20 protein-coding genes are annotated in these 20,928 nt (G+C 64.9%); 14 read left to right on the plus strand and 6 right to left on the minus strand.

What is annotated here, in order from left to right; translation table 11 throughout:
• Positions 1-25 precede the first annotated feature (25 nt).
• The 4 genes from AC066S_RS05645 to AC066S_RS05660 all read left to right on the plus strand — a co-directional run bounded on the left by AC066S_RS05645 (position 26) and on the right by AC066S_RS05660 (position 5,970).
• Positions 26-1,447 (plus strand): efflux RND transporter periplasmic adaptor subunit, encoded by a 1,422-nt coding sequence (locus AC066S_RS05645; protein WP_478269127.1) that lies wholly within the window; start codon positions 26-28, stop codon positions 1,445-1,447.
• Complete coding sequence (locus AC066S_RS05650) at positions 1,444-4,635, plus strand: efflux RND transporter permease subunit (protein ID WP_478269128.1); 3,192 nt, start codon at positions 1,444-1,446, stop codon at positions 4,633-4,635. The genes AC066S_RS05645 and AC066S_RS05650 overlap by 4 nt, the downstream gene beginning before the upstream one ends.
• A gap of 179 nt (positions 4,636-4,814) precedes the next feature.
• Complete coding sequence (locus tag AC066S_RS05655; protein WP_126256198.1) at positions 4,815-5,426, plus strand: class I SAM-dependent methyltransferase; 612 nt, start codon at positions 4,815-4,817, stop codon at positions 5,424-5,426.
• Positions 5,427-5,499: 73 nt separating this feature from the next.
• Positions 5,500-5,970, plus strand: a complete 471-nt coding sequence (locus AC066S_RS05660; protein WP_478269129.1) for a DUF411 domain-containing protein — start codon at positions 5,500-5,502, stop codon at positions 5,968-5,970.
• Between the two features lie 338 nt (positions 5,971-6,308).
• On the opposite strand, the gene AC066S_RS05665 is transcribed toward AC066S_RS05660, so the two are convergent.
• The 5 genes from AC066S_RS05665 to AC066S_RS05685 form a co-directional block, all read right to left on the minus strand.
• The gene (locus AC066S_RS05665; protein WP_478269130.1) at positions 6,309-6,716 is read right to left on the minus strand and encodes a GFA family protein; all 408 of its coding nucleotides are present in this window, start codon (positions 6,714-6,716) and stop codon (positions 6,309-6,311) included.
• A 126-nt stretch (positions 6,717-6,842) separates the two neighbouring features.
• Positions 6,843-7,244, minus strand: a complete 402-nt coding sequence (arsC, locus tag AC066S_RS05670; RefSeq protein ID WP_126256195.1) for an arsenate reductase (glutaredoxin) — start codon at positions 7,242-7,244, stop codon at positions 6,843-6,845.
• Positions 7,241-7,942, minus strand: a complete 702-nt coding sequence (locus tag AC066S_RS05675; protein ID WP_135168116.1) for an aquaporin — start codon at positions 7,940-7,942, stop codon at positions 7,241-7,243. Before AC066S_RS05675 ends, arsC begins: the two co-directional genes overlap by 4 nt.
• Complete coding sequence (locus tag AC066S_RS05680; RefSeq protein WP_135168117.1) at positions 7,942-8,469, minus strand: arsenate reductase ArsC; 528 nt, start codon at positions 8,467-8,469, stop codon at positions 7,942-7,944. Before AC066S_RS05680 ends, AC066S_RS05675 begins: the two co-directional genes overlap by 1 nt.
• Positions 8,462-8,824 (minus strand): ArsR/SmtB family transcription factor, encoded by a 363-nt coding sequence (locus tag AC066S_RS05685; RefSeq protein WP_478269131.1) that lies wholly within the window; start codon positions 8,822-8,824, stop codon positions 8,462-8,464. Before AC066S_RS05685 ends, AC066S_RS05680 begins: the two co-directional genes overlap by 8 nt.
• A gap of 119 nt (positions 8,825-8,943) precedes the next feature.
• On the opposite strand from AC066S_RS05685, the gene AC066S_RS05690 reads away from it, so the two are divergent.
• The 5 genes from AC066S_RS05690 to AC066S_RS05710 all read left to right on the plus strand — a co-directional run bounded on the left by AC066S_RS05690 (position 8,944) and on the right by AC066S_RS05710 (position 15,323).
• Positions 8,944-9,261: an ArsR/SmtB family transcription factor gene (locus AC066S_RS05690; protein WP_135168474.1), complete on the plus strand. Its 318-nt coding sequence runs from the start codon at positions 8,944-8,946 to the stop codon at positions 9,259-9,261.
• Between the two features lie 49 nt (positions 9,262-9,310).
• On the plus strand, positions 9,311-10,672 hold the full coding sequence (locus AC066S_RS05695) for an NAD(P)-binding domain-containing protein (protein WP_478269132.1): 1,362 nt from the start codon (positions 9,311-9,313) through the stop codon (positions 10,670-10,672).
• A complete protein-coding gene (locus AC066S_RS05700; RefSeq protein ID WP_478269133.1) occupies positions 10,672-11,859 on the plus strand; it encodes an MFS transporter in 1,188 nt (395 codons plus the stop codon). Before AC066S_RS05695 ends, AC066S_RS05700 begins: the two co-directional genes overlap by 1 nt.
• A 54-nt stretch (positions 11,860-11,913) precedes the next feature.
• Positions 11,914-13,092, plus strand: coding sequence for an MFS transporter (locus AC066S_RS05705; protein WP_478269134.1), 1,179 nt, complete (start codon positions 11,914-11,916; stop codon positions 13,090-13,092).
• 296 nt (positions 13,093-13,388) lie between these two features.
• Positions 13,389-15,323, plus strand: coding sequence for an AI-2E family transporter (locus tag AC066S_RS05710; protein ID WP_126256189.1), 1,935 nt, complete (start codon positions 13,389-13,391; stop codon positions 15,321-15,323).
• A 139-nt stretch (positions 15,324-15,462) separates the two neighbouring features.
• On the opposite strand, the gene AC066S_RS05715 is transcribed toward AC066S_RS05710, so the two are convergent.
• Positions 15,463-16,263, minus strand: coding sequence for an IclR family transcriptional regulator (locus tag AC066S_RS05715; protein WP_478269135.1), 801 nt, complete (start codon positions 16,261-16,263; stop codon positions 15,463-15,465).
• Between the two features lie 185 nt (positions 16,264-16,448).
• Here AC066S_RS05715 and AC066S_RS05720 point away from each other — a divergent pair, with 185 nt between their 5' ends.
• The 5 genes from AC066S_RS05720 to AC066S_RS05740 all read left to right on the plus strand — a co-directional run bounded on the left by AC066S_RS05720 (position 16,449) and on the right by AC066S_RS05740 (position 20,916).
• On the plus strand, positions 16,449-17,609 hold the full coding sequence (locus tag AC066S_RS05720; RefSeq protein ID WP_478269136.1) for an aminotransferase class V-fold PLP-dependent enzyme: 1,161 nt from the start codon (positions 16,449-16,451) through the stop codon (positions 17,607-17,609).
• Between the two features lie 22 nt (positions 17,610-17,631).
• Positions 17,632-18,540 (plus strand): amino acid ABC transporter substrate-binding protein, encoded by a 909-nt coding sequence (locus AC066S_RS05725; protein ID WP_135164207.1) that lies wholly within the window; start codon positions 17,632-17,634, stop codon positions 18,538-18,540.
• An 80-nt stretch (positions 18,541-18,620) separates the two neighbouring features.
• A complete protein-coding gene (locus tag AC066S_RS05730) occupies positions 18,621-19,415 on the plus strand; it encodes an amino acid ABC transporter permease (RefSeq protein ID WP_135164206.1) in 795 nt (264 codons plus the stop codon).
• The gene (locus AC066S_RS05735) at positions 19,412-20,107 is read left to right on the plus strand and encodes an amino acid ABC transporter permease (RefSeq protein ID WP_126256184.1); all 696 of its coding nucleotides are present in this window, start codon (positions 19,412-19,414) and stop codon (positions 20,105-20,107) included. Before AC066S_RS05730 ends, AC066S_RS05735 begins: the two co-directional genes overlap by 4 nt.
• 38 nt (positions 20,108-20,145) lie before the next feature.
• A complete protein-coding gene (locus AC066S_RS05740; RefSeq protein WP_478269137.1) occupies positions 20,146-20,916 on the plus strand; it encodes an amino acid ABC transporter ATP-binding protein in 771 nt (256 codons plus the stop codon).
• Positions 20,917-20,928 lie beyond the last annotated feature (12 nt).

Consider the following 20,928-nt stretch of genomic DNA (forward strand, 5'->3'; position numbering starts at 1 on the left):
CGCGCCCGGCGCGCGAAGACACACCATGAAGACGCTGCGTCTCCTGACGATTCTCGCGCTCGGCGGCGGCATCGCCTCAGGCGCGTACTGGTTCTCGAACGAGGGGAGCTGGTCCGCTCATGCCGAGGCGACCCCGGCTGCGCCCCAGGCGAACCGGGCTCCGCTCTATTACCGCGACCCGGGCGACGCGCCGCTCTGGTCTGCCGCTCCGAGGAAGGACGACCGCGGCCGGGACTATCTGCCGGTCTATGACGACGATCAGGCTGCCGCGACGGCCCCGAAGCCGGCGCAGGCGTCGTCATCGCGAAAGATCCTTTACTACCGCAATCCCATGGGCCTGCCCGACACCTCGCCGGTGCCGAAGAAGGATCCGATGGGGATGAACTATATTCCCGTCTACGAAGGCGACGAGGTCGACGACGGCACGGTGAAGCTTTCGCCGGGCAAGATCCAGCGCACCGGCGTGAAATCCGAGCCGGTCGAACGGCGCGCGATCCGCGTCGCGGTCAAGGCGCCCGGCACGATCCAGCTCGACGAGCGTCGCGTCTCGGTGATCGCGATGCGCGCCGAGAGTTTCGTGCAGAAGGTCGCCGACGTCACCACCGGCACGCGCGTGAAGGCGGGCCAGCCCCTGATGGAGATCTACAGTTCGGCGGTCGCCTCCGCCGCGGCGGAATATCTCGCGACCATCACCTCGAAGACGGTGGGCGGCGTCGAGATGTACGGCCGCGGCTCGCGGCAACGGCTGGTCAATCTCGACGTCCCCGAGCCTGTCATCGCCGAGATGGAGAAGACGCGCGTCGCGCCCGTCACCATCCATTGGTCGGCGCCGCGCGACGGCATCGTGCTCGAACGCAGCGCGATCGAAGGCATGCGCGCCAATCCCGGCGACGTGCTGTTCAGGATCGCGGATATCTCGCTGGTCTGGGCCCTGGTCGACGTCGCCGAGCGCGATCTCGGCAATATCGCGGTGGGGCAGTCCGTGGCGGTGCGCGCGCGGAGCTTTCCCGGCCGTATCTTCAGCGGCAGGATCGCCGTGGTCTATCCGCAGGTGAACCGCGAGACGAGGACGGTTCGCGTCCGGATCGAGCTCGCCAATCCAGACGCGGCGCTGCTGCCGGACATGTACGTCGATGCCGACATCGACACGGCCGACGGCGCGCCCGTGCTGGCGATCCAGGACAGCTCGGTGCTCGACACCGGCACGCGCCAGGCCGTCCTCGTCGACAAGGGCGAGGGGCGCTTCGAGCCGCGTGAGGTGAAGCTCGGCCGGCGCGGCGGCGGCTACATCGAGGTGCGGGAGGGACTTGCGGATGGCGAGGCGGTGGTCACATCCGCCAACTTCCTGATCGACGCGGAGAGCAATCTGAAGGCCGCGCTCAAGGGCTTTGCCGAGGCGGCGCCTCAGGCTTCCCCACCTGGCCATGCGACGGGGGAGCACAAATGATCGCCCGCATCATCGCCTGGTCGGCGCGCAACCTGCTGCTGGTGCTGTTCGGCGCCGGCTTTGCAGCCGCGGCCGGTCTCTATGCGCTGATCCATCTGCCGCTGGATGCGATCCCGGACCTCTCGGACACCCAGGTGATCGTCTACACCGAATATCCCGGCCAGGCGCCGCAGGTGATCGAGGACCAGGTCACCTATCCCTTGACCACGGCGATGCTGACCGTGCCGAAATCGAAGGTCGTGCGCGGCTTCTCGTTCTTCGGCGTGTCGTTCGTCTACGTGATCTTCGAGGACGGCACCGACATCTACTGGGCGCGCTCGCGCGTCCTGGAATTCTTGAACGGCGCCGCGTCGCGGCTTCCCGCCGGCGTCAGCCCGACCATCGGTCCCGATGCGACCGGCGTCGGCTGGGTCTACCAGTATGCGGTCCTGTCGAAGGAATTGAATCTCGCGGACACCCGCACGATCCAGGACTGGAATCTGAAGTTCGCGCTGGCCAAGGCCGAGGGCGTCGCCGAGGTCGCCAGCATCGGCGGCTTCGTCAAGCAGTACAACGTGGTGCTCGATCCGCAGCGGATGCGCGATCGCGGCATCAGCATGCAGAAGATCCGTGAAGCCATCCGCGCCAGCAACGCCGACGTCGGCGGGCGCACCGTCGAGCTCGCAGAGTTCGAATACGTCATCCGCGGCAAGGGCTACATCAAGAGCATCAACGATCTCGGCAACATCGTGCTGAAGACGAGCAACGGCACGCCGGTGGTGCTCCGCGACGTCGCCAATGTCGAGCTCGGACCGGACGAGCGCAGGGGCATCACCGAGCTGAATGGCGAGGGCGAGGTCGCAAGCGGCATCGTGCTGCAGCGCTTCGGCGTCAACGCCCTCGACGTCATCGAGAACGTCAAAAGGCGCTTCAAGGAGATCGCGAGCAGCCTGCCGAAATCGGTCGAGATCGTCCCGGTCTACGACCGCTCCAGCCTGATCTACGCGGCCATCGACACGCTCAAGCACACGCTGTTCGAGGAGAGCATCATCGTCGCGCTGGTCTGCATCGTGTTCCTGCTCCACGTCCGCAGCGCGCTGGTCGCGATCCTGATGCTGCCGGTCGGCGTGCTGATGGCGTTCGGCGCCATGAAGCTGCTCGGCCTCGGCTCGAACATCATGAGCCTGGGCGGCATCGCGATCGCGATCGGCGCCATGGTGGATGCCGCGATCGTCATGATCGAGAACGCCCACAAGCACCTCGAACGCGCCAAGCCCGATCAGTCGCGCGTCCAGATCCTGATCGACGCGGCCTCTGAGGTCGGCCCTGCGCTGTTCTTCAGCCTGCTGATCATCACCGTGTCCTTCATGCCGATCTTCACGCTGGAATCGCAGGAAGGGCGGCTGTTCAGCCCGCTCGCCTTCACCAAGACGTTCGCGATGGCCGCTGCGGCCCTCCTGTCCGTCACCCTGGTGCCGGCGCTGATGGTGATCTTCGTCCGCGGCCGAATCGTGCCGGAAGGCCGCAACGTCATCAACCGTTTCCTGATCTGGATCTACCGCCCCGTGATCAAGGGCGTGCTTCGCGCCAAGACGCTGGTGATCCTGGCCTCGCTCGTCGTGCTCGCCGTCACCATCTGGCCGGCCCGCCAGCTCGGCACCGAGTTCATGCCGACGCTGAACGAGGGCACGCTGCTCTACATGCCGACGACGCTGCCCGGCATCTCCGTGACCAAGGCGGCCGAGCTGATGCAGATTCAGGACCGCATCATCAAGTCGTTCCCCGAGGTCTCCTCCGTCTACGGCAAGGCGGGGCGGGCGGCGACCGCGACCGACCCGGCGCCGACCGAGATGTTCGAGACCATCGTCAACTTGAAGCCGAAGGAGCAATGGCGCCCCGGCGTCACCGTCGACAGTCTGATCGCGGAGATGGACAAGGCGCTGCAATTTCCCGGCGTCTCCAACGCCTGGACCATGCCGATCAAGGCGCGCATCGACATGCTCTCGACCGGCATCCGCACCCCTGTCGGCGTCAAGGTCATGGGCACCGACCTCGTCGAGATCGACCGGCTGGCGCGGCAGGTCGAACGCGTGATCAAGACCGTGCCGGGCACCTCCTCGGCCTATGCCGAGCGCGGCATCGGCGGATATTATCTGGAGATCGTCCCGGACCGCGAGGCGCTCGCGCGCTACGGCATTTTGATCCAGGACGTCCAGGACACCATCGCCGCCGCGCTCGGCGGCCAGACGGTGACGACGACCGTGGAGGGCCGGCAGCGCTTCACGGTGAACATGCGCTACCCGCGCGACCTGCGCGACAATCCCAAGGCGATCGCCAGCGACATCCTGGTGCCGATGCCGGCAGGCGGCGCCGTCCCGCTCGGCGAGGTCGCCAAGGTCGAGCCGGCGCGCGGGCCGACATCGATCCGGACCGAGAACGGCCAGCTCGCGACCTACATCTATGTCGACATCCGCGATCGCGACATCGGCAGCTACGTCGCGGATGCGCAACGCGCGGTGACGGAGAGCATCCAGTTTCCCGCCGGCACCTATGTGGTCTGGAGCGGCCAGTACGAATATCTCCAGCGCGCGGCAGCGCGCCTCAAGATCGTCGTGCCCGTGACGCTGACGATCATCTTCCTGCTGCTGTTCCTGAATTTCAAGGCGCTGACCGAGACGCTGATCGTGATGCTGTCGTTGCCGTTCGCGCTGGTCGGCGGCATCTGGATGATGTGGTGGTTCGGCTTCAACCTGTCCGTCGCCGTCGCGGTCGGCTTCATCGCGCTCGCCGGCGTCGCCGCCGAGACCGGCGTCGTGATGCTGATCTACCTCGATCACGCGCTGGCCGAGATGAAGGCGAGGCGCGACACCGAGGGCAGGGTCTTCACCCGGGCCGATCTCCACGACGCCATCATGGTGGGCGCGGTCGAGCGCGTCCGGCCCAAGATGATGACCGTGGTCGCCATCATGGCGGGCCTGCTGCCGATCATGTGGAGCACCGGAACCGGATCGGAGATCATGCAACGCATCGCGCTGCCGATGATCGGCGGGATGATCTCATCGACGCTGCTGACGCTGATCGTGATCCCCGCGATCTTCGGCCTGGTGAAGGGCTTCCACCTGCCGCCCGAGGCCGAGGACAAGGGACAACCGACCGAAATGACAAAGCCGATCAGTCCGAGATTGCGGGTGCTGCAGTCCGCCGAATGAGGTCAGTCATGTCGAACGGCTGTCAGAGACGTTGGGCCGATGGAATTGATCACCGCATTGGTCGTCATCGCGCTAATATTGGGGACGGCGCTGGCATGAGGCGAACGTGCGGACGTGATCTTTGCCGCACCTGAAGAGATCAGTAAGACCGCCGAGTGGCGATGCCAGGAGATGCGCGCATGGGCTTCTACAACGACGTCATTCTGCCACGGCTTTGCGACCTTGCGATGCGGAATAAGGAACTTGCGCCCTACCGGCAACGCGCGGCCCGCGCGGCCCAGGGCCGGGTCCTCGAGATCGGCGTCGGGTCCGGCCGCAACCTGCCGTTCTACGGAGCTACGGTGACGCAGCTTGTGGGTCTCGAGCCCGCTCCAAGGCTTCTCGAGATGGCGCGACACGCGCCGCATCTGGAGACTCCGGTCGATCTCGTTGAAGCTTCGGCCGAGGCTATGCCGATCGAGGACCGCAGCATCGACACGGTCCTGACGACCTGGACCATGTGCAGCATTCCGGACGTCGATCGCGCGATGACAGAGGCGCGGCGGGTGCTGAAACCGGGAGGGAAGCTGATCTTCGTCGAGCATGGCCGCGCGCCCGAACCGAACGTGCGCTGGTGGCAAGATCGCCTGACCCCCGCATGGATGCGCATCTCGGGCGGTTGTCATCTCAACCGGGACATCGCTGACGTCTTGACTCGCAACGGCTTTCGCATCGACGAGATGCGCACCGGCTATATGAACGGGCTGAAGCCCATGACGTTTATGTACGAGGGCCAGGCGAGCCCCCGTTGATGCCTGCGACGCTCCGGCCTTGAGATCCAGCGATGAAGAAAGGAATCCGAAGATGAGGGAACGCGGACATGTGATGACCCGTCGGTCACTTGCAGGGCTGATGGCGGCGGCAGTGGCGGCAGTGCTGGCCAGGCCTGCCGTTGCGGCGCAGGCCCAAGAAGCCACCATCACGGTGCATAGGGATCCGAGCTGCGGCTGTTGCGCGGGCTGGGTGCAGCATCTCCGGGACGCAGGATTTGTCGTCCAGGTGGAGGAGACCGCCGATCTCGACGTGGTTCGGAATCGTCTCGGCATCCCCTCGGACCTGGCCGCGTGTCACACGGCGGAGGTCGCAGGTTATCTCATCGAGGGACATGTGCCGGCCGCAGCCGTGCGGCGCCTCCTCTCGGAGCGCCCCATTGCGAAAGGGCTCGCTGTGCCGGGCATGCCGGTCGGATCGCCCGGGATGGAAGGCGGCAAGCCGGAGCCTTACACGGTCGTGCTGTTCGGTGCCGATGGTCAAAGGCCATTCATGCGCTTTATCGGCTCGCAGGTGATCGGTTGAGCTGGATATGGCGAGCTGCGCGGGTACGCGTCCGGCGATGCTGCGCCACCATCGATGAACTGATGCACGAGCCGAACGTTGCCAATCCTCCGATGACCAGGGCTATCGCATATGAGAGCTTTTCTCTGCGGCCATCCTTCGAGACGCCCGCTTTAGCCGGGCTCCTCAGGATGAGGGCGGAGTGCGCGGCAGCAGCTTCAACGGGCACTGACGCCGTTGAGCCTCATCCTGAGGAGGCGCGTCAGCGCCGTCTCGAAGGACGAGGCGTGCGCGCAGGCGCCGCCACGAGTCATACCTGCCCTGGATGACGCCAAAAGAGCCGGTGTCATCCTCCGCCGTTACGGTTGCGGCGGATAGCGCTCGAAGGTCGGCAGTTCGTGCGCGTGCTCCATCCAGCGCAGGCGCTCGGCGACCTGAATGTGCATCATGGGCGGCACGGCCTCGGGATCGTCGTAGGTCGCGCTCTGGATGTCGATCATTCCGGGCACCAGGCTGGCATTGAAGTAGAACAGGCCGGTGCCGCAATTGCCGCAAAAATGCCGCCGACCGTGTTCCGACGAGCTGTAGATCCTGGGCTCGCCCTTGGTCACCTTGACGGCGCTCTCCGGATACATCGTCCAGCCGACGACCGGAGCGCCGGCATGGAGCCGGCAATCGCGGCAATGGCACAGCGCATGCACGATCGCGTCGCCCTCGACCTCGTAGCGGATTGCGCCGCAGTGACAGCCGCCTTTGATGGTGCTCATGCGTCTCTCCCGATCGCGTATTGACGTTGCCGATCGATAGCTCTCGAGATTTGCGGCATCAACGGCGCAATCGGTTTTGCGCTTGCGTCCTACTGTCGCGTGACAGCTGCTGCCATCGAAGCCAGTCTATCGCGCCTCGATCACTTCGCCGTCTTCCTTGACGAAGCGGCCGACCGGATGATCCAGGAGATCGACGACCGCTTCCGAGGGGCGGCACAGGCGCGCGCCCTTCGGCGTCACCACGATCGGACGGTTGATGAGGATGGGATGTGCGAGCATCTGATCGATCAGCTCGTCGTCGGACCATTTGGCATCGTCGAGGCCGAGCTCCTTGTACGGTGTTCCCTTCTCGCGCAGCAGCGCACGGACCGGCACCCCCATTTTCTCGATCAGCTGCTTGAGCGTCTCGCGCGAGGGCGGCGTCTTCAGATACTCGATCACGACGGGCTCGACGCCGCTCTGCCGGATCATCGCCAGCGTGTTGCGCGAGGTGCCGCAGGCGGGGTTATGATAGATCGTGACGCTCATCGACTTGTCTCCGCAATTGGAACTGGACCGCGCGCCTCGCCGCGTCCCAGCAGCCAGTTCATCAGCAGCATGCCGACAAGCGCTCCACAAAGCTCGGCCAGGATGAAGCCGGGCAGGTCGGTGGGGCGGATGCCCGCAAAGGTGTTCGTCAGTGATCGCGCAATCGCCACCGCCGGATTGGCGAACGACGTGGAAGCCGTGAACCAATAGGCCGCCGTGATGTAAAGGCCCACCAGCCAGGGCACCGCATTCCGCTGAAACCGGATGCCGGCCAGGATCGTCGCCACCAGCCCGAAGGCGGCGACGGCCTCGGCGAACCATTGCGGCCCTCCGGTTCGGACCTTCGTCGAGAGCTCGAGCAGGGGCAGTCCGAACATCAAATGCGCGGCCAGGGTTCCCGCGATGCCGCCGGCGACCTGCGCGACCACGTAGAACGCGGCCTCGGTCGCCGGCAGCTCGCGCTTGCCGGCGAAAACCAGCGTGACCGCCGGATTGAAATGCGCGCCGGAGATCGGACCGAGCATGGTGATCAGCACCACCAGAATGGCACCGGTCGGCAAGGTATTGCAGAGCAGCGCAAGAGCAACATCCTTGGTCAGCGTTTCCGCCATGATGCCGGACCCGACGACCGTGGTGACGAGAATGCCGGTGCCGAGCGCTTCGGCGGCAAGCCGCCGCGAAAGATCGAACTTCTCCATCAGCCGGCCTTCGGCGTCGGATGCGTCGCGCCGTCTGCGCGGCCGATCTCACGCAGCTTGGTGCCGAGCGAGAGGTTGTCGATTTTCCGCAGCGGAAGGCTCACGAACGTATCAATCCGGTTCCTCAGATAGCGGAACGCGGTGACGAACGCCGCCTGCTTCTCCAGATCCGTGCCTTCGGCGGCGGCAGGGTCCTCGATGCCCCAGTGCGCTGTCATCGGCTGGCCCGGCCAGATCGGGCAGGACTCGCCGGCGGCGTTGTCGCAAACGGTGAAGACGAAATCCATCACCGGCGCATCGGGCGCGGCAAACTCGAGCCAGCTCTTCGAGCGCATTCCGTCGGTCGGGTACTCCAGGGTCTCAAGCGTGCGCAGCGCCAGCGGATGCACTGCGCCTTTCGGCGTGCTGCCGGCGGAGAAGGCCCGAAAGCGGCCGGCGCCGTCTTTGCGAAGGATCGACTCGGCCAGGATGGATCGCGCCGAATTGCCGGTGCATAGAAACAGGACATTGTAGATCTGGTCAGGCACGGCTTCGCTCCTTCCGTTTCGGCGAGCAGCAGGATTGCAGGGTTTCGACGACGGGATTGCAGACCTCGGGACGTCCGCCGCAACAATCGCGCAACAGGAACACCGCGATGTCGCGGAATTCGCCGAGATTGGCGCGGTAGACGATCGAGCGGCTGTGCCGCTCGGAGGAGACGAGCCGCGCCCGGCTCAGGATCGCCAGATGCGCCGACAGCGTGTTCTGCGGAACCTCCAGCAGGCGGGCGAGGTCGCCGGCGGCAAGGCCGTCGGGCTCGTGCTTCACCAGCGTCCGGAACGCCTCCAGGCGGGTCGGCTGGGCCAGCGCGGCGAGGGCGAGGACGGCTTCTTCATTTTCCATATATCCAGATTTATGGAATTATCGGGCCGAGTCAACCTGGGAATCTTGTCGCCTGTATAATTCGAATATTCTAGAAATATGGTTTGACGGGGCGTGCGAACAAGTGCAGCATGATCGTCATGAAGATCGCCGACGCAGCAGCACGCTTGGAGGCCCTGGGCAATCAAACCCGGCTCCAGATCTACCGGGCCCTGGTCCGGGCCGGGCACGCGGGCATGCCCGTCGGCCGCCTGCAGGAGAAGCTGAAGATCCCGGCCTCGACGCTGTCGCATCACATCAAGACGCTGGTTGCGGTCGGACTCGTCAGCCAGGTCAGGGAATCGACCACGCTGATCTGCCACGCGAACTTTGACGCGATGCGCGGCCTCCTCGCCTTCCTGGCGGCGGAATGCTGCGCCGACGAAGCCGGATGCAAGGCAGCGCAAACCGCGGCGTGATTTTCTTGCGAACTTATTCGATGATTCTAGAAAGATGGGAGAAGCTGGAATGAACGCCAAGACGGTCGCCATCATCGGGGCAGGGCCGGTCGGCCTCGCTGCCGCCGCACATGTGCTTGAACGCGGCATGTCGCCCATCGTGCTCGAGGCCGGACCTGAAGCCGCGCACGCGATCCGCCAGTGGCAGCATGTCCAGCTGTTCTCGCCGTGGGAATACAATATCGACAAGGCGTCGGCGCGCCTGCTCGCGCCGACGGGATGGAATTCGCCGGACCCGCAGTCCTATCCGACCGGCGGCGAGCTGATCGACCGCTATCTGACGCCGCTCGCAACGCGCACGCCGCTGCGCGAGACGATCCGCACGTCGAGCCGGGTCACGGCGATCAGCCGCGCCGGTTTCGACAAGGCAACAACGAAGGGCAGGGACCGGGCGCCGTTCGAGATCCGCTATCAGAACGGCAGGGGTCCCGAGGTGCTGCGCGCCGATGCCGTTATCGATGTCTCGGGCACGTGGTTCTCCCCCAACCCCGCCGGCAGCAACGGCTTGCCCGCGATTGGCGAGCGCGAGCGCGCCGACCGCATCGCCTATGGCATGCCGGACGTGCGGGGCACAGATCGCGCCAGATATGCCGGCAAGATCGTCGCCGTGCTCGGTGCCGGCCATTCCGCCGTCGGTACGCTGATCGATCTCGCGCAGCTCGCTGGAGAGGTGCCGGGCACGCAAGCGATCTGGTTGTTGCGCGGCGCCGATCCGGCCAAGGCTTTCGGCGGCGGCCGCAACGACAAGCTGGCCGCGCGCGGCGAACTGGGCTCCGCCTTTGCCGCACTCGTGACCGCCGGCAAGATCAGGGTGGAGAGCCAATTCGGTGTCACTCACCTCTCGGAGTCCGAAGGCCGTCTCAGGATTTCGGCTGGCGGCGGCTGCGGTGCGCGCAGCGTGGTGGCGGATGAGCTCGTCGTCGCCACCGGCTTTCGCCCCGATCTGTCGTTCCTGTCCGAGCTGCGGCTGCGGCTCGACCCGGCCATCGAGGCGCCTGTCGCGCTCGCGCCGCTGATCGATCCCAACGAGCACAGCTGCGGCACGGTCCGTCCGCACGGCGCGCGCGAGCTCGCGCACGACGAGCCGGGCTTCTATCTCGCCGGCATGAAGTCCTACGGCCGCGCGCCGACCTTCCTGATGATGACCGGATACGAGCAGGTGCGCTCCATCGCGGCCGACATTGCCGGCGACAAGAAGGCTGCCGCTCGGGTCGAGCTCGTGCTGCCGGAGACCGGCGTCTGCACGCGCGGCGGGGTGGAGTCCGCAAGTGCGGTGGGATGCTGTGGCGGTCCGGCGCAGGAGGAGACGTCAGCCTGCTGCGCCGCCGACGAAAAAGCCAGGAAGGCAGGCCGCGCCGGGTGCGGCTGCTGATGAGCAGCCTCGCTGCGGCCGGGACTGCGCGGCCGCTCGCTGTTGTTCTCGCGCTCGGAACCGCGCAGACCATTGCGTGGGCATCGAGCTACTATCTTCCGGCCATCCTCGCGGCGCCAATTGCTAACGATCTCGGTCTTGTGCCGACACACGTGTTCGGTGCGCTGTCGGCCGCGCTCGTCATCTCCGGGCTGCTCGGCCCGCGCGTCGGGCACGCTATCGATACGTTCGGAGGGCGCGGCCTGCTTGCCGTTTCGAATCTCGTTTTTGTGGCAGGCCTGCTCCTCCTTTCGGTGGCGCATGGCGTGGTGGTGCTGATCGCATCCTGGATATTGCTCGGTATTGCCATGGGCATGGGCCTGTATGAGGCGGCCTTTGCGACGCTTGCGCGCATTTATGGCAGCAATGCGCGACGAACGATTACCGGAATTACCCTGATTGCCGGTTTCGCCAGCACCCTCGGGTGGCCGCTTACGACCTGGCTCGCTTCGCAATACGACTGGCGCGTGGCCTGCCAGGTCTGGGCGGTGATTCATCTTGGCCTTGCGCTCCCGCTCAATCTGTCGCTGCCGCGCGCCATTCCACTAGACCAGCCGCATCGGCCGGATCCAGGCGCTAGCCGGGGATCCGGACGGCAGAGCGAGACCTTCGCGATGGTGCTGTTGGCTTACATGTTCGCGGCGGCAAGCTTCGTCAGCTCGGGTGTCTCGGCAATCCTGCCGGCCATGCTGGTTGCGTTCGGCGCAACGCCGGCACAGGCCCTGATTGCAGGAGCATTGGTGGGGCCGGCCCAGGTTGGCGCCCGCCTACTGGAAGCAGGATGGCTCGGCCGGTTTCATCCGCTGCTGTCGGCAAGGCTGGCCATGCTCATGAATCCGATCGGTGTGATCGCACTGGTCATGGGCGGTCCCTTCCTCGCATCAACTTTCACGGTGCTGTATGGCGCAGGCAACGGCATCATCACCATTGCCCGCGGTACGCTTCCGCTGGCACTGTTCGGCCCGTCAGGATTCGGCAGGCGGGTCGGCATGATCTCGCTGCCTTCGCGAGCCACCGGCGCGCTCGCGCCACTCGCACTCGGCGTGATGGTGGAGCATTTTGGCAGCGGCGCGCTATGGATCAGCGCGCTGGCCTCGATCTCCGCATTTTTCGCACTGCTGATGCTGCGTGCTGACCAGACGAGATAGGACCGACGGGAGGAGAGCATTCGGAGCCTGAGCGGGGGACCGCTGATTGCGGCGATGTGCATCGGCCAGCTCGGCAATCTGCTGCCGCACGTGACGCTGTCAGCGAATCTGGCGCAGCATCTGATGCCGGCATGGGGGCTGTCCGCCGCCGAAGGCGGGTTGATGGCGAGCGGCTATGCGTTCGGCTACATGCTGGCCGTCCCGGTGCTGACGACGCTGACCGATCGCATCGACGCGCGGATCGTGCTACTCTGCGGCTCCATCGTCAGCGGGCTTGCGACCGCCGCCTTCGGCTTCTTCGCCGAGGGGTTCTGGTCGGGCACCATCATCTGGTCGCTCGCAGGATTGGGCTTCGCCGGCGCCTATATGCCGGGGCTGAAGGCGCTGACGGATCGGTTGCCCGCCGGCGACACCTCGCGGGCGGTGACGCTGTACACTTCGAGCTTCTCGGTCGGCGTCGGCCTGTCGTTCCTGGTTGCGCAGATCCTCGCCGATCGCTGGGGGTGGCGGACCGCGTTCTACGTCACCGGCGTCGGCCCCATCGCGATGGTGCTCGCGTGCCTCCTGATCGAGGGACGGCGGCCGGCGCCGAAGTCCGGGCGTCTTCTCAACTTCGCACCCGTCCTCGCCAATCGCGAGGCGCTCGGCTACATCCTCGGTTACGGCGCCCACTGCTTCGAGCTCTACGGCATTCGCACCTGGCTGGTCGGGTTCTGGACTTTCGTCGTTGCGCATCAGGGTGGGCCGTCCTGGATGACGCCGGTGCTGATGAGCTTCTGCTTCGCGGTGATCTCGATGCCCGCCAGCATCCTCGGCAACGAGGCCGCCCTGAAATTCGGACGGCATCGCGCCATCACGGTCGTGATGATCGCGTCGGCTTGCGTCGCGCTGGCGATCGGCCTCAACGCAACGGCCCCGGCATGGCTGCTCGCGCTGCTGCTGATGATCTACGGCCTGACCGTGCCCGCTGATTCAGGTGCGTTGACCGCGGGCATGTCGGCGGCGGCCACCTCCGAGCATCGCGGCGCGACCCTGGCCCTGCATTCGACGGTCGGCTTCGGCTTGTCGGCGCTCGGCGCCTGGGGAACCGGCGTCGCGCTCGACATCGCCGGCGGTCCGCAGAGCGCGAGCGGCTGGCTGCTGGTGTTCATCGTGCTCGCGGCCGGCATTGCGCTGGGGCCACTGGCGCTGGTGTGGGCGCGGAAAGGGCATTCCGGCAAGCGGCCATCGTGAGCGCACCCGCTCCAACATGAAAACACCAGCGTGTAGAGTCCCCGCGTGCGTGTGATCACGACCCGCAGTCAGGAACCTTTTCAGGGCAGACCGGTTGGCGTGCCACGGCGCGGCCGCAAATAGGGCCCCGCTCATGAAGACCGTATGGACGAGTGCCCTGAGCGGCTGTCCCATGCAGTGTCGTCCTGCGCCCTTGCAGCTGAAATGAATATGCGCTCAGCGGACGACGGGGACAGGGACGGAAAATGAGGCCTGTAGCGAGACAGCCTTTCAAACCACGCACCACCGAGGAACTGATGGCGCTGCTTGGTGCAGTGGCGACAGCGATTCTCAGCGTCATCATTATCGCGATGCTGTATTTCGGCCGGGATATCTTCGTGCCCGTCGCGCTGGCTATTCTCCTCAGCTTCGTGCTGGCGCCACTGGTCGGAATATTGCAGCGTATCCATGTCCCGCGGGGACTGGCAGTCGTGAGCGTGGTGGTCGCTGCCTTCATGCTTATTTTTGCCATAGGAAGCCTTCTCGCCGCGCAATTGACGCAACTCGCCGGTGACCTTCCTCGCTACCAATCGACGATCAGCGAAAAGATCCAGTCGTTTCGAGATACCAGAGCGGGGCGGGGCACGCTGGAGCGTGCTTCCGATATGCTGAAGGATCTCGGCAAGGAGCTCGATAAGCCGAAAGACGCCGCATCTGCGCCCAAGATCGGCACGATCGCCGGCTCGAATGCCTTCGCGCCACCGGTGCCGGTTGAAGTACGCCAGCCGGATCCCGGCGCGTTGGAAAGCCTGCGGACCTTGATTTCCCCACTCGTTCATCCGCTCGCGACCACCGGCATCATCATTATTTTCGTTATCTTCATTCTCATTCAGCGCGAGGATCTTCGTAATCGCTTTATTCGGCTCGCCGGTTCGTCGGATTTGCAGCGTACGACGGCTGCACTGGACGATGCCGCGAGCCGGCTCAGCAGGCTGTTTCTGACCCAGCTCGTCCTGAATGGCGGTTTCGGCGTGGTGATCGGCACCGGCCTGTGGTTCATCGGAATTCCAAGCGCGATTCTCTGGGGTATCCTCGCGGCTGCGCTTCGCTTCGTCCCCTATGTCGGCGCCGTTATCGCGGCCGCATTCCCGTTGGCGCTGGCGGTCGCCGTCGATCCCGGCTGGTCGATGCTGCTTTGGACTCTCGCCCTATTTCTTGTTGTGGAACCGTTGGTGGGCCATGTCATCGAGCCGATGGTTTACGGTCACAGCACGGGGCTTTCGCCCATTGCCGTAGTCGCATCGGCTACGTTCTGGACGGCGCTTTGGGGCCCGATCGGGCTCGTCCTCGCCACTCCCTTGACGGTTTGCCTCGTGGTGCTCGGACGGCACGTGGAGCGACTGGAATTTCTCGACGTCATGTTCGGCGACCGGCCAGCGCTTTCTCCTCCGGAAATATTCTATCAACGGATGCTGGCGGGGGACCCGACGGAAGCGGCCGAAAAAGCCGAAGAGTTTCTGAAAGAGCGTTCGCTGGCATCGTACTATGACGAGGTCGCCCTGAAGGGTTTGCAGCTGGCGCAAGCCGACGCCGAACGCGATGCACTTGACCAGGAGCGTCTTACCAAGATCCGGGACGCCGTCAGCGAGTTTACCAGCGACCTTTCCGATCAGGACGACCGGCCGCTGGCGAAGAGCAATTCAACCAGCGACGCCGAAGCATGGTCGGCGGTGGAAGCCGTTGCAGAAAATGCGGTCAATGAACGCTTGCCTTATCTCCGCAGGGAAACCCTCCCGCTGGATTGGCAGGGTGAGCATCCCGTCCTTTGCGTGGCCGGGCGCAGCCTGATCGATGAGGCGGCCGCGATCATGCTGGCCCAGCTGTCGACGGAGCATGGCCTCGCGGCACGAGTCGAAGGGCCGGAATCGCTTTCCACGACGAATGTCTTCCGCCTCGACACGACGGGAGTCGCGATGATCTGCCTGGTCTATCTCGATGCCCGCAGTGCGGCACACATGCGGTATTCCGTCCGGCGTCTGAGGCGAAAATTGCCGAAGGCAACCATCATTCTGGGCTGCTGGGTCAAAGACATTGACGCGGCTGCGCTGGAATTGCTGCGGGAGAGCGCCAAAGCCGACCTCGTTGCGACGAGCATCGGCGAGGCCGTCAGGCTGTGCATCGAGGCAACGGGGTTGACGGGGTCGGCGGGCGAGGCCCTCGGGCTGAAGAACTCACCGACGGCTGCAGCGTAAGAGTTCGACCGGTGCCGGTGCTTTGCCCGACGTATCAAAGCTGAACGCTGCTGTATTGGCGCCGAAACGATGCGTCGGCTTGCGTCCCGGCATCACGCTGAATCTACTGGCGCTGCTGTGCGCGGCGGGCGATGCGGAGCTAGAGACGATCTGATCCATCGTCCGCATCGTCCTCGTCAACCTGGAGGATGGTCTCCGAGAGCAGCGCGGCGGCTTTCTGAAGCGGCGCGATGAAACGGTCCAGCTCGGCGAAGCTCACGCGGGCCACGGGAACGGAGACGCCGAGGCAGGCGATCAGTTCGCGGTCCGGAGACAGGATGGGCACGGCGCAGCCGACCACCCCTCGCACATATTCTTCATTGGTCTTGGCCCAGCCGCGCTTGCGGGTCTCGTCGAGAACCTTCATCAGGTTTTCGACATCGACGATGGTGGTCTGCGTGTACTTGGTGAGCGCAAGTGCGCGGCACAGCTTCTCACGCGCCCGCTCCGGAAGCCGGCTCATATAGATCTTGCCGGTCGAGGTGCAGTGGAGCGGCGCCGCTTCGCCCGGATTGAACTGCAGCCCCTGCGGCTGCGACACGCGGACACTGTCGACATAGGCAACGACGTTGTCCCGCACGACGCCGATCTCGCATTGCTCGCCGATCTCGGCCGCCACGGCGCGCAGCACGGCGTGCCGGCGCGCGGTGCGGAAGGCCGCGCCGATGACCTTGGCCGACAGCGTGACCAGTTGATTGCCGACCACGTAGCGCTTTGTCCCCAACGCCTTCTGCAGAAGCCCGCGCTGCTCGAGATTGCCGATCAGACGATGCGCGGTCGGCAGCGGGAGGGCCAGTGCGCTGGCGATCTCCGCGACCGAAACGGCTCTGACCTGGCCAGCGACATGGCCAACGATGGCGAATGCCCGGTCGAGCGGTCCATCGGCGTTGATCTCAGGCATTCTTCTTTCTTCCCTCGGCGCGAATTGGCATAATTATCATTTTTCGGAATGAATACTATTGAAATATGAAAATAAATCTAGACCGCTTGAGTGGGTTGCCCATATCGTTGGCGTTGCCGACAGGTGATTGGGATTTGTGCAGTGCCGTCCACGGCCCCGCCGGGTGCGCTGATCGGGAGAATGGGATGTCTCGCCATTACGACGTCGATGCCGTGCGGAAGGAATTTCCGGCCGTCGAGCGCATCACCTATCTCGACTCCGGTTTCCAGACGCCGCTGGCGCGGCCGGTCAAGGCGGCGATCGATCTCTTCCTCCGCGAGGGCCTTGAGACCGCCGGCCCGAAAAACGTGTGGCTTGACCGTGTCGAGCAGACCCGCGCGAGGCTGGCGCGGTTTCTCGGAGTGACGGCCGATGAGATCGCCTTCACCAAGAACACCTCGGAAAGCATGAACATCGCCGCCAACGCGCTGCCCCTGCGCGCCGGCGACAGGGTGCTGATGATCCATGGCGATCATCCCAACAACGCCTATGCCTTCCTCAATCTGAGACGCAAGGGCGTGACGGTCGATTTTGCGCCGATGACGGAAGTCGTGGACGCGGACAGCCTTCGTCCGCATCTCGGCGAGAAGACCCGGGCGATCTCGATGTCGCAGGTGACCTTCCATGCCGGCCATCGTTTCGACGTCGAAAGCATCGGCGCGCTCTGCGCGGAGAAGGGGCTCTATTTCATCGTCGACGTGATGCAGGCGATCGGCGTCGTGCCGATCGATGCCAGGGCAATGCGCGCGACCTTCATCGGATCGGGCAGCCACAAGGGCCTGCTCGTGCCGCAGGGGCTTGGCCTGCTGGTCTGGGACAAGTCCAGGACCGAGCTCGAGCCCGCCTATCTCGCCGCCGCCAGCCTTGCGGAGGTCCCGGCCGATCTGATCGCCCGGCCCGACGGGCTCGAGCCCGCCGCGAGCGCGCGCCGCTTCGAGCTCGGCAACTTCAATCTTCCGGCGATCCACGCGCTCGGCGCCTCGCTCGACATGATCGAAGCCCTGGGCGTGCAGAACATTCAGAACCATTGTCTCGATCTCGGCGATCATCTCATCGCCGGCCTCGATGCGCTGGACGTGCGCCTCGTCGGTCCCCGCGAGCGGCGGCACCGCGCGCCGCACATCTACGTTATCGCGCTTCCTGCCGCCGAATGGCTCGGCCATTTCGAGCAGAACGGCATTCGCGTATCGCCGGAGCGCGACGGCATTCGCGTGTCGTTCGGAATGTTCAACTCGTTCGCCGACATCGATCGCCTGATCGACGTCATCAAGCGGCGCGGCGTGAAGCCGTCATCCAGGGCCGCCTAGACTGTTTTTTATTGGAGGGGAGATGCACATGACTGGTTTTGCGCGTGTCTGGGGCGTTCTGTCCGGCCTCGCGGCCGCCGCCGCCTTTGCTGCACCGTCGATCGCGGCCGACAGTCCGACGCTCGCCAGGATCAAGTCGAGCGGGGCCATCACCATCGGTCACCGCGAGGCTTCCATTCCGTTCTCCTATCTCGGTCCCGATCAAAAGCCGATCGGCTTCTCGCTGGATCTCTGCGCGGCGATCGTCGAGAGGGTCAAGACGGAGCTGAACCTGCCCAATCTCGCTGTCAAATACACGCCGGTGAACTCGTCCAACCGGATCCCGCTCATTCAAAGCGGCACCATCGACATCGAGTGCGGCGGCACGGCGAACGACAGGAAGCGGCAGGAGCAGGTCTCGTTCTCGGTCGCCACTTTCGTCAGCCAGCCGCGCTGGCTGGTCAAGGCGGATAGTGGCCTGAAGACGGCGGGCGATCTCAAGGGCAAGACCATCGTCGTGACCCAGGGCTCCAACGCGGTCGGTTTTGCGCAGGGCGTCAACGCCAAGGAGCAGCTGGGCTTCAACATCGTCCAGGCGAAAGACCACGCCGAATCCTTCCTGATGCTGAATACCGGCCGTGCGGCCGCCTTCATGGAGGACGATATCCTGCTCGCCGGCCTCAAGGCCGCCGCTGCGAAGCCGGATGCGCTGATCTTTCTCCCCGAGGGCTACGCCAAGATCTATTATGGCCTAATGTTCACGAAGGGCGATACCGGCTTCAAGGCGCTCGTCGACGACGTCCTGTCGAAGCAGATGGCCTCGGGCCAGTTCGAAAAGACTTACGCCAAGTGGTTTACCCGCGCGATTCCGCCCAAGGGCGAGAATCTCGCATTTCCGCTGACGGACGAACTGCAGCAGCGGATCGCCCATCCCAGCGACGCGGTCGACTAGCCGGAGACAAGGACCGGGGTTTCAACCGGGATTCATTGGCACGCTGATCCTCTCTCGCATCCGGAGCTTCGAGGTTGGCCATGTTCGCAGTGCTTTTTGAACAGACGGCGGATGGCCAGCGCTATATCGACTGGCTGTTGTCGGGCCTCGGCTGGACCTTGGCACTGGCCTTCTTCGGCTGGTGGATCGCCTTTGCCCTCGGGATCGTCGTCGGCATCGGCCGCACCGTGCAGAACCGAGCTGTCGCGGCGCTTGCGCGGCTCTATGTGGAGATCTTCCGCAACATCCCCGTCCTGGTGCAGATGTTCCTCTGGTACTTCGTCCTGCCGGAGATACTTCCCACGACGCTCGGAAATGCGATCAAGCAGATTCCGCCGCCCTGGGGATCGTTCTTTCCGGCGCTCATTTGCCTCGGGCTCTACACCGCAGCCCGGATCGCCGAGCAGGTCCGTGCGGGGATCGAGGCCCTGCCGAGAGGACAGGCCGAGGCGGCGAGTGCGCTGGGGCTGGGCGGGTATCTGACCTATCGCCACATCATCGTGCCGCAGGCGCTGCGTTTGATCGTGCCAAGTCTCACCAGCGAGGTGATGGGCATCTACAAGAACACCTCGGTCGCCCTCACGATCGGGCTGATGGAGCTCACGGCCCAGGCGCGCCAGATCAGCGAAGCGACGTTCCAGACCTTCACGGCGTTCGGCGCTGCAACGCTGATCTACCTCGCGCTGGCGCTGATTGCCTATCAGGGCATGGCGCTGATCGACAGGGCGGTGCGCATCCCCGGCACGACGCGGACGGAGGACGATATCGCACCGAATCTCGCCGAGGAGGTTCAACAGGCCGGCTCATTGCCCGCGGGGATGGAGATCGCGAAATGAACAGCCTCGATTTCTCGATCGTTCTGCAGGCCTGGCCCTATCTCTGGTCCGGATTGCTGTTTTCCTTGGCGCTCACCGCGGTCGCTTTCGTGGTCGGCATGGTCCTCGGCACCTGCTTTGCGCTGTTGCAGCACTTCGAGGTGCCGGTGATCGCAAGGATCGTGCGCGGCTACATCGCCCTGATCCGCTCGATCCCGCTGATCCTCGTCCTGTTCTGGTTCTTCTTCCTGGTGCCGATCGTGCTCGGTCACCTCAGCGGAAGCGGCGGCCCCGTTCCGATCGGCGCCACCTGGACGGCCTTCATCACCTTCGGCCTGTTCGAGGCGGCCTACTATTCGGAGATCATCCGCGTCGGCCTGCGCGCCGTGAACCGCGGGCAGTTCGAGGCGTGCCAGGCGCTCGCCTTGTCCACTTTCGAGACCTATCGCAGCGTGATCCTGCCGCAGGTGCTCCGGGTCGCGAGCCCGATCATCCTGAGCCAGACCATCATCCTGTTCCAGGACACCTCGCTGGTCTACGTGCTCTCGCTCACCGACCTGCTCGGCGCAGCCTCGAAGCTTGCGCAGCTCAACGGCCGTCTCGTCGAGATGTACCTCGTGATCGTCGTGGTCTACCTCGCGATCAGCTCGGCAGCCTCGCAAGGCGTCGCGCTCCTGCGCAAGCGCTATGCGATCGCCGGCGCGCGTCGATAAGCAATCAGACGAGACATCCTGTCCCCTGGGAGACGAAAATGGTTCAGCAGACCGCCATGGACGAGACGAGCCGACCGCAGTCCATCGTCGCCGTGGAGGGAGTGATGAAGCGGTTCGGGCGCTTCACGGCCCTGAACGACATCAATCTCAGCGTGAGGGCAGGGGAGAAGATCGTGCTTTGCGGTCCGTCGGGATCGGGCAAGTCGACGCTGATCCGCTGCATCAATCATATCGAGAAGCATGACGCCGGCCGGATCGTCGTCGACGGCGTCGAGCTGACGGACCGGATGGGGGACATCAACAACGTCCGCCGCGAGGTCGGCATGGTGTTCCAGAGCTTCAACCTGTTTCCGCATCTCTCGATCGCCGAGAATTGCATGCTGGCGCCGATCAAGGTCCGCGGCCTGTCGCGCGCCGAGGCGCACGAGCGCGCGCTCGGTTTCCTGCGCAAGGTGCGCATCCTCGAACAGGCGAACAAATATCCGGGACAGCTGTCTGGCGGCCAGCAGCAGCGTGTCGCCATCGCGCGCGCCCTCTGCATGCAGCCGAAGATCATGCTGTTCGACGAGCCGACCTCCGCGCTCGACCCCGAGATGGTCAAGGAGGTGCTCGACATCATGGTCGAGCTCGCGCGGGACGGGATGACGATGGTCTGCGTGACCCACGAGATGGGCTTCGCCCGCGAAGTCGCCGACCGGGTGGTCTTCATGGACCGCGGCGCCATCGTCGAGGAAGCCGATCCCGAAACCTTCTTCCGCGCGCCGAGCACGGAGCGGGCAAGGGATTTCCTCGGCCAGATCATTCATTGATCGAGGGCGACC

Source organism: Bradyrhizobium sp. CFUWI, assembly GCF_056429085.1.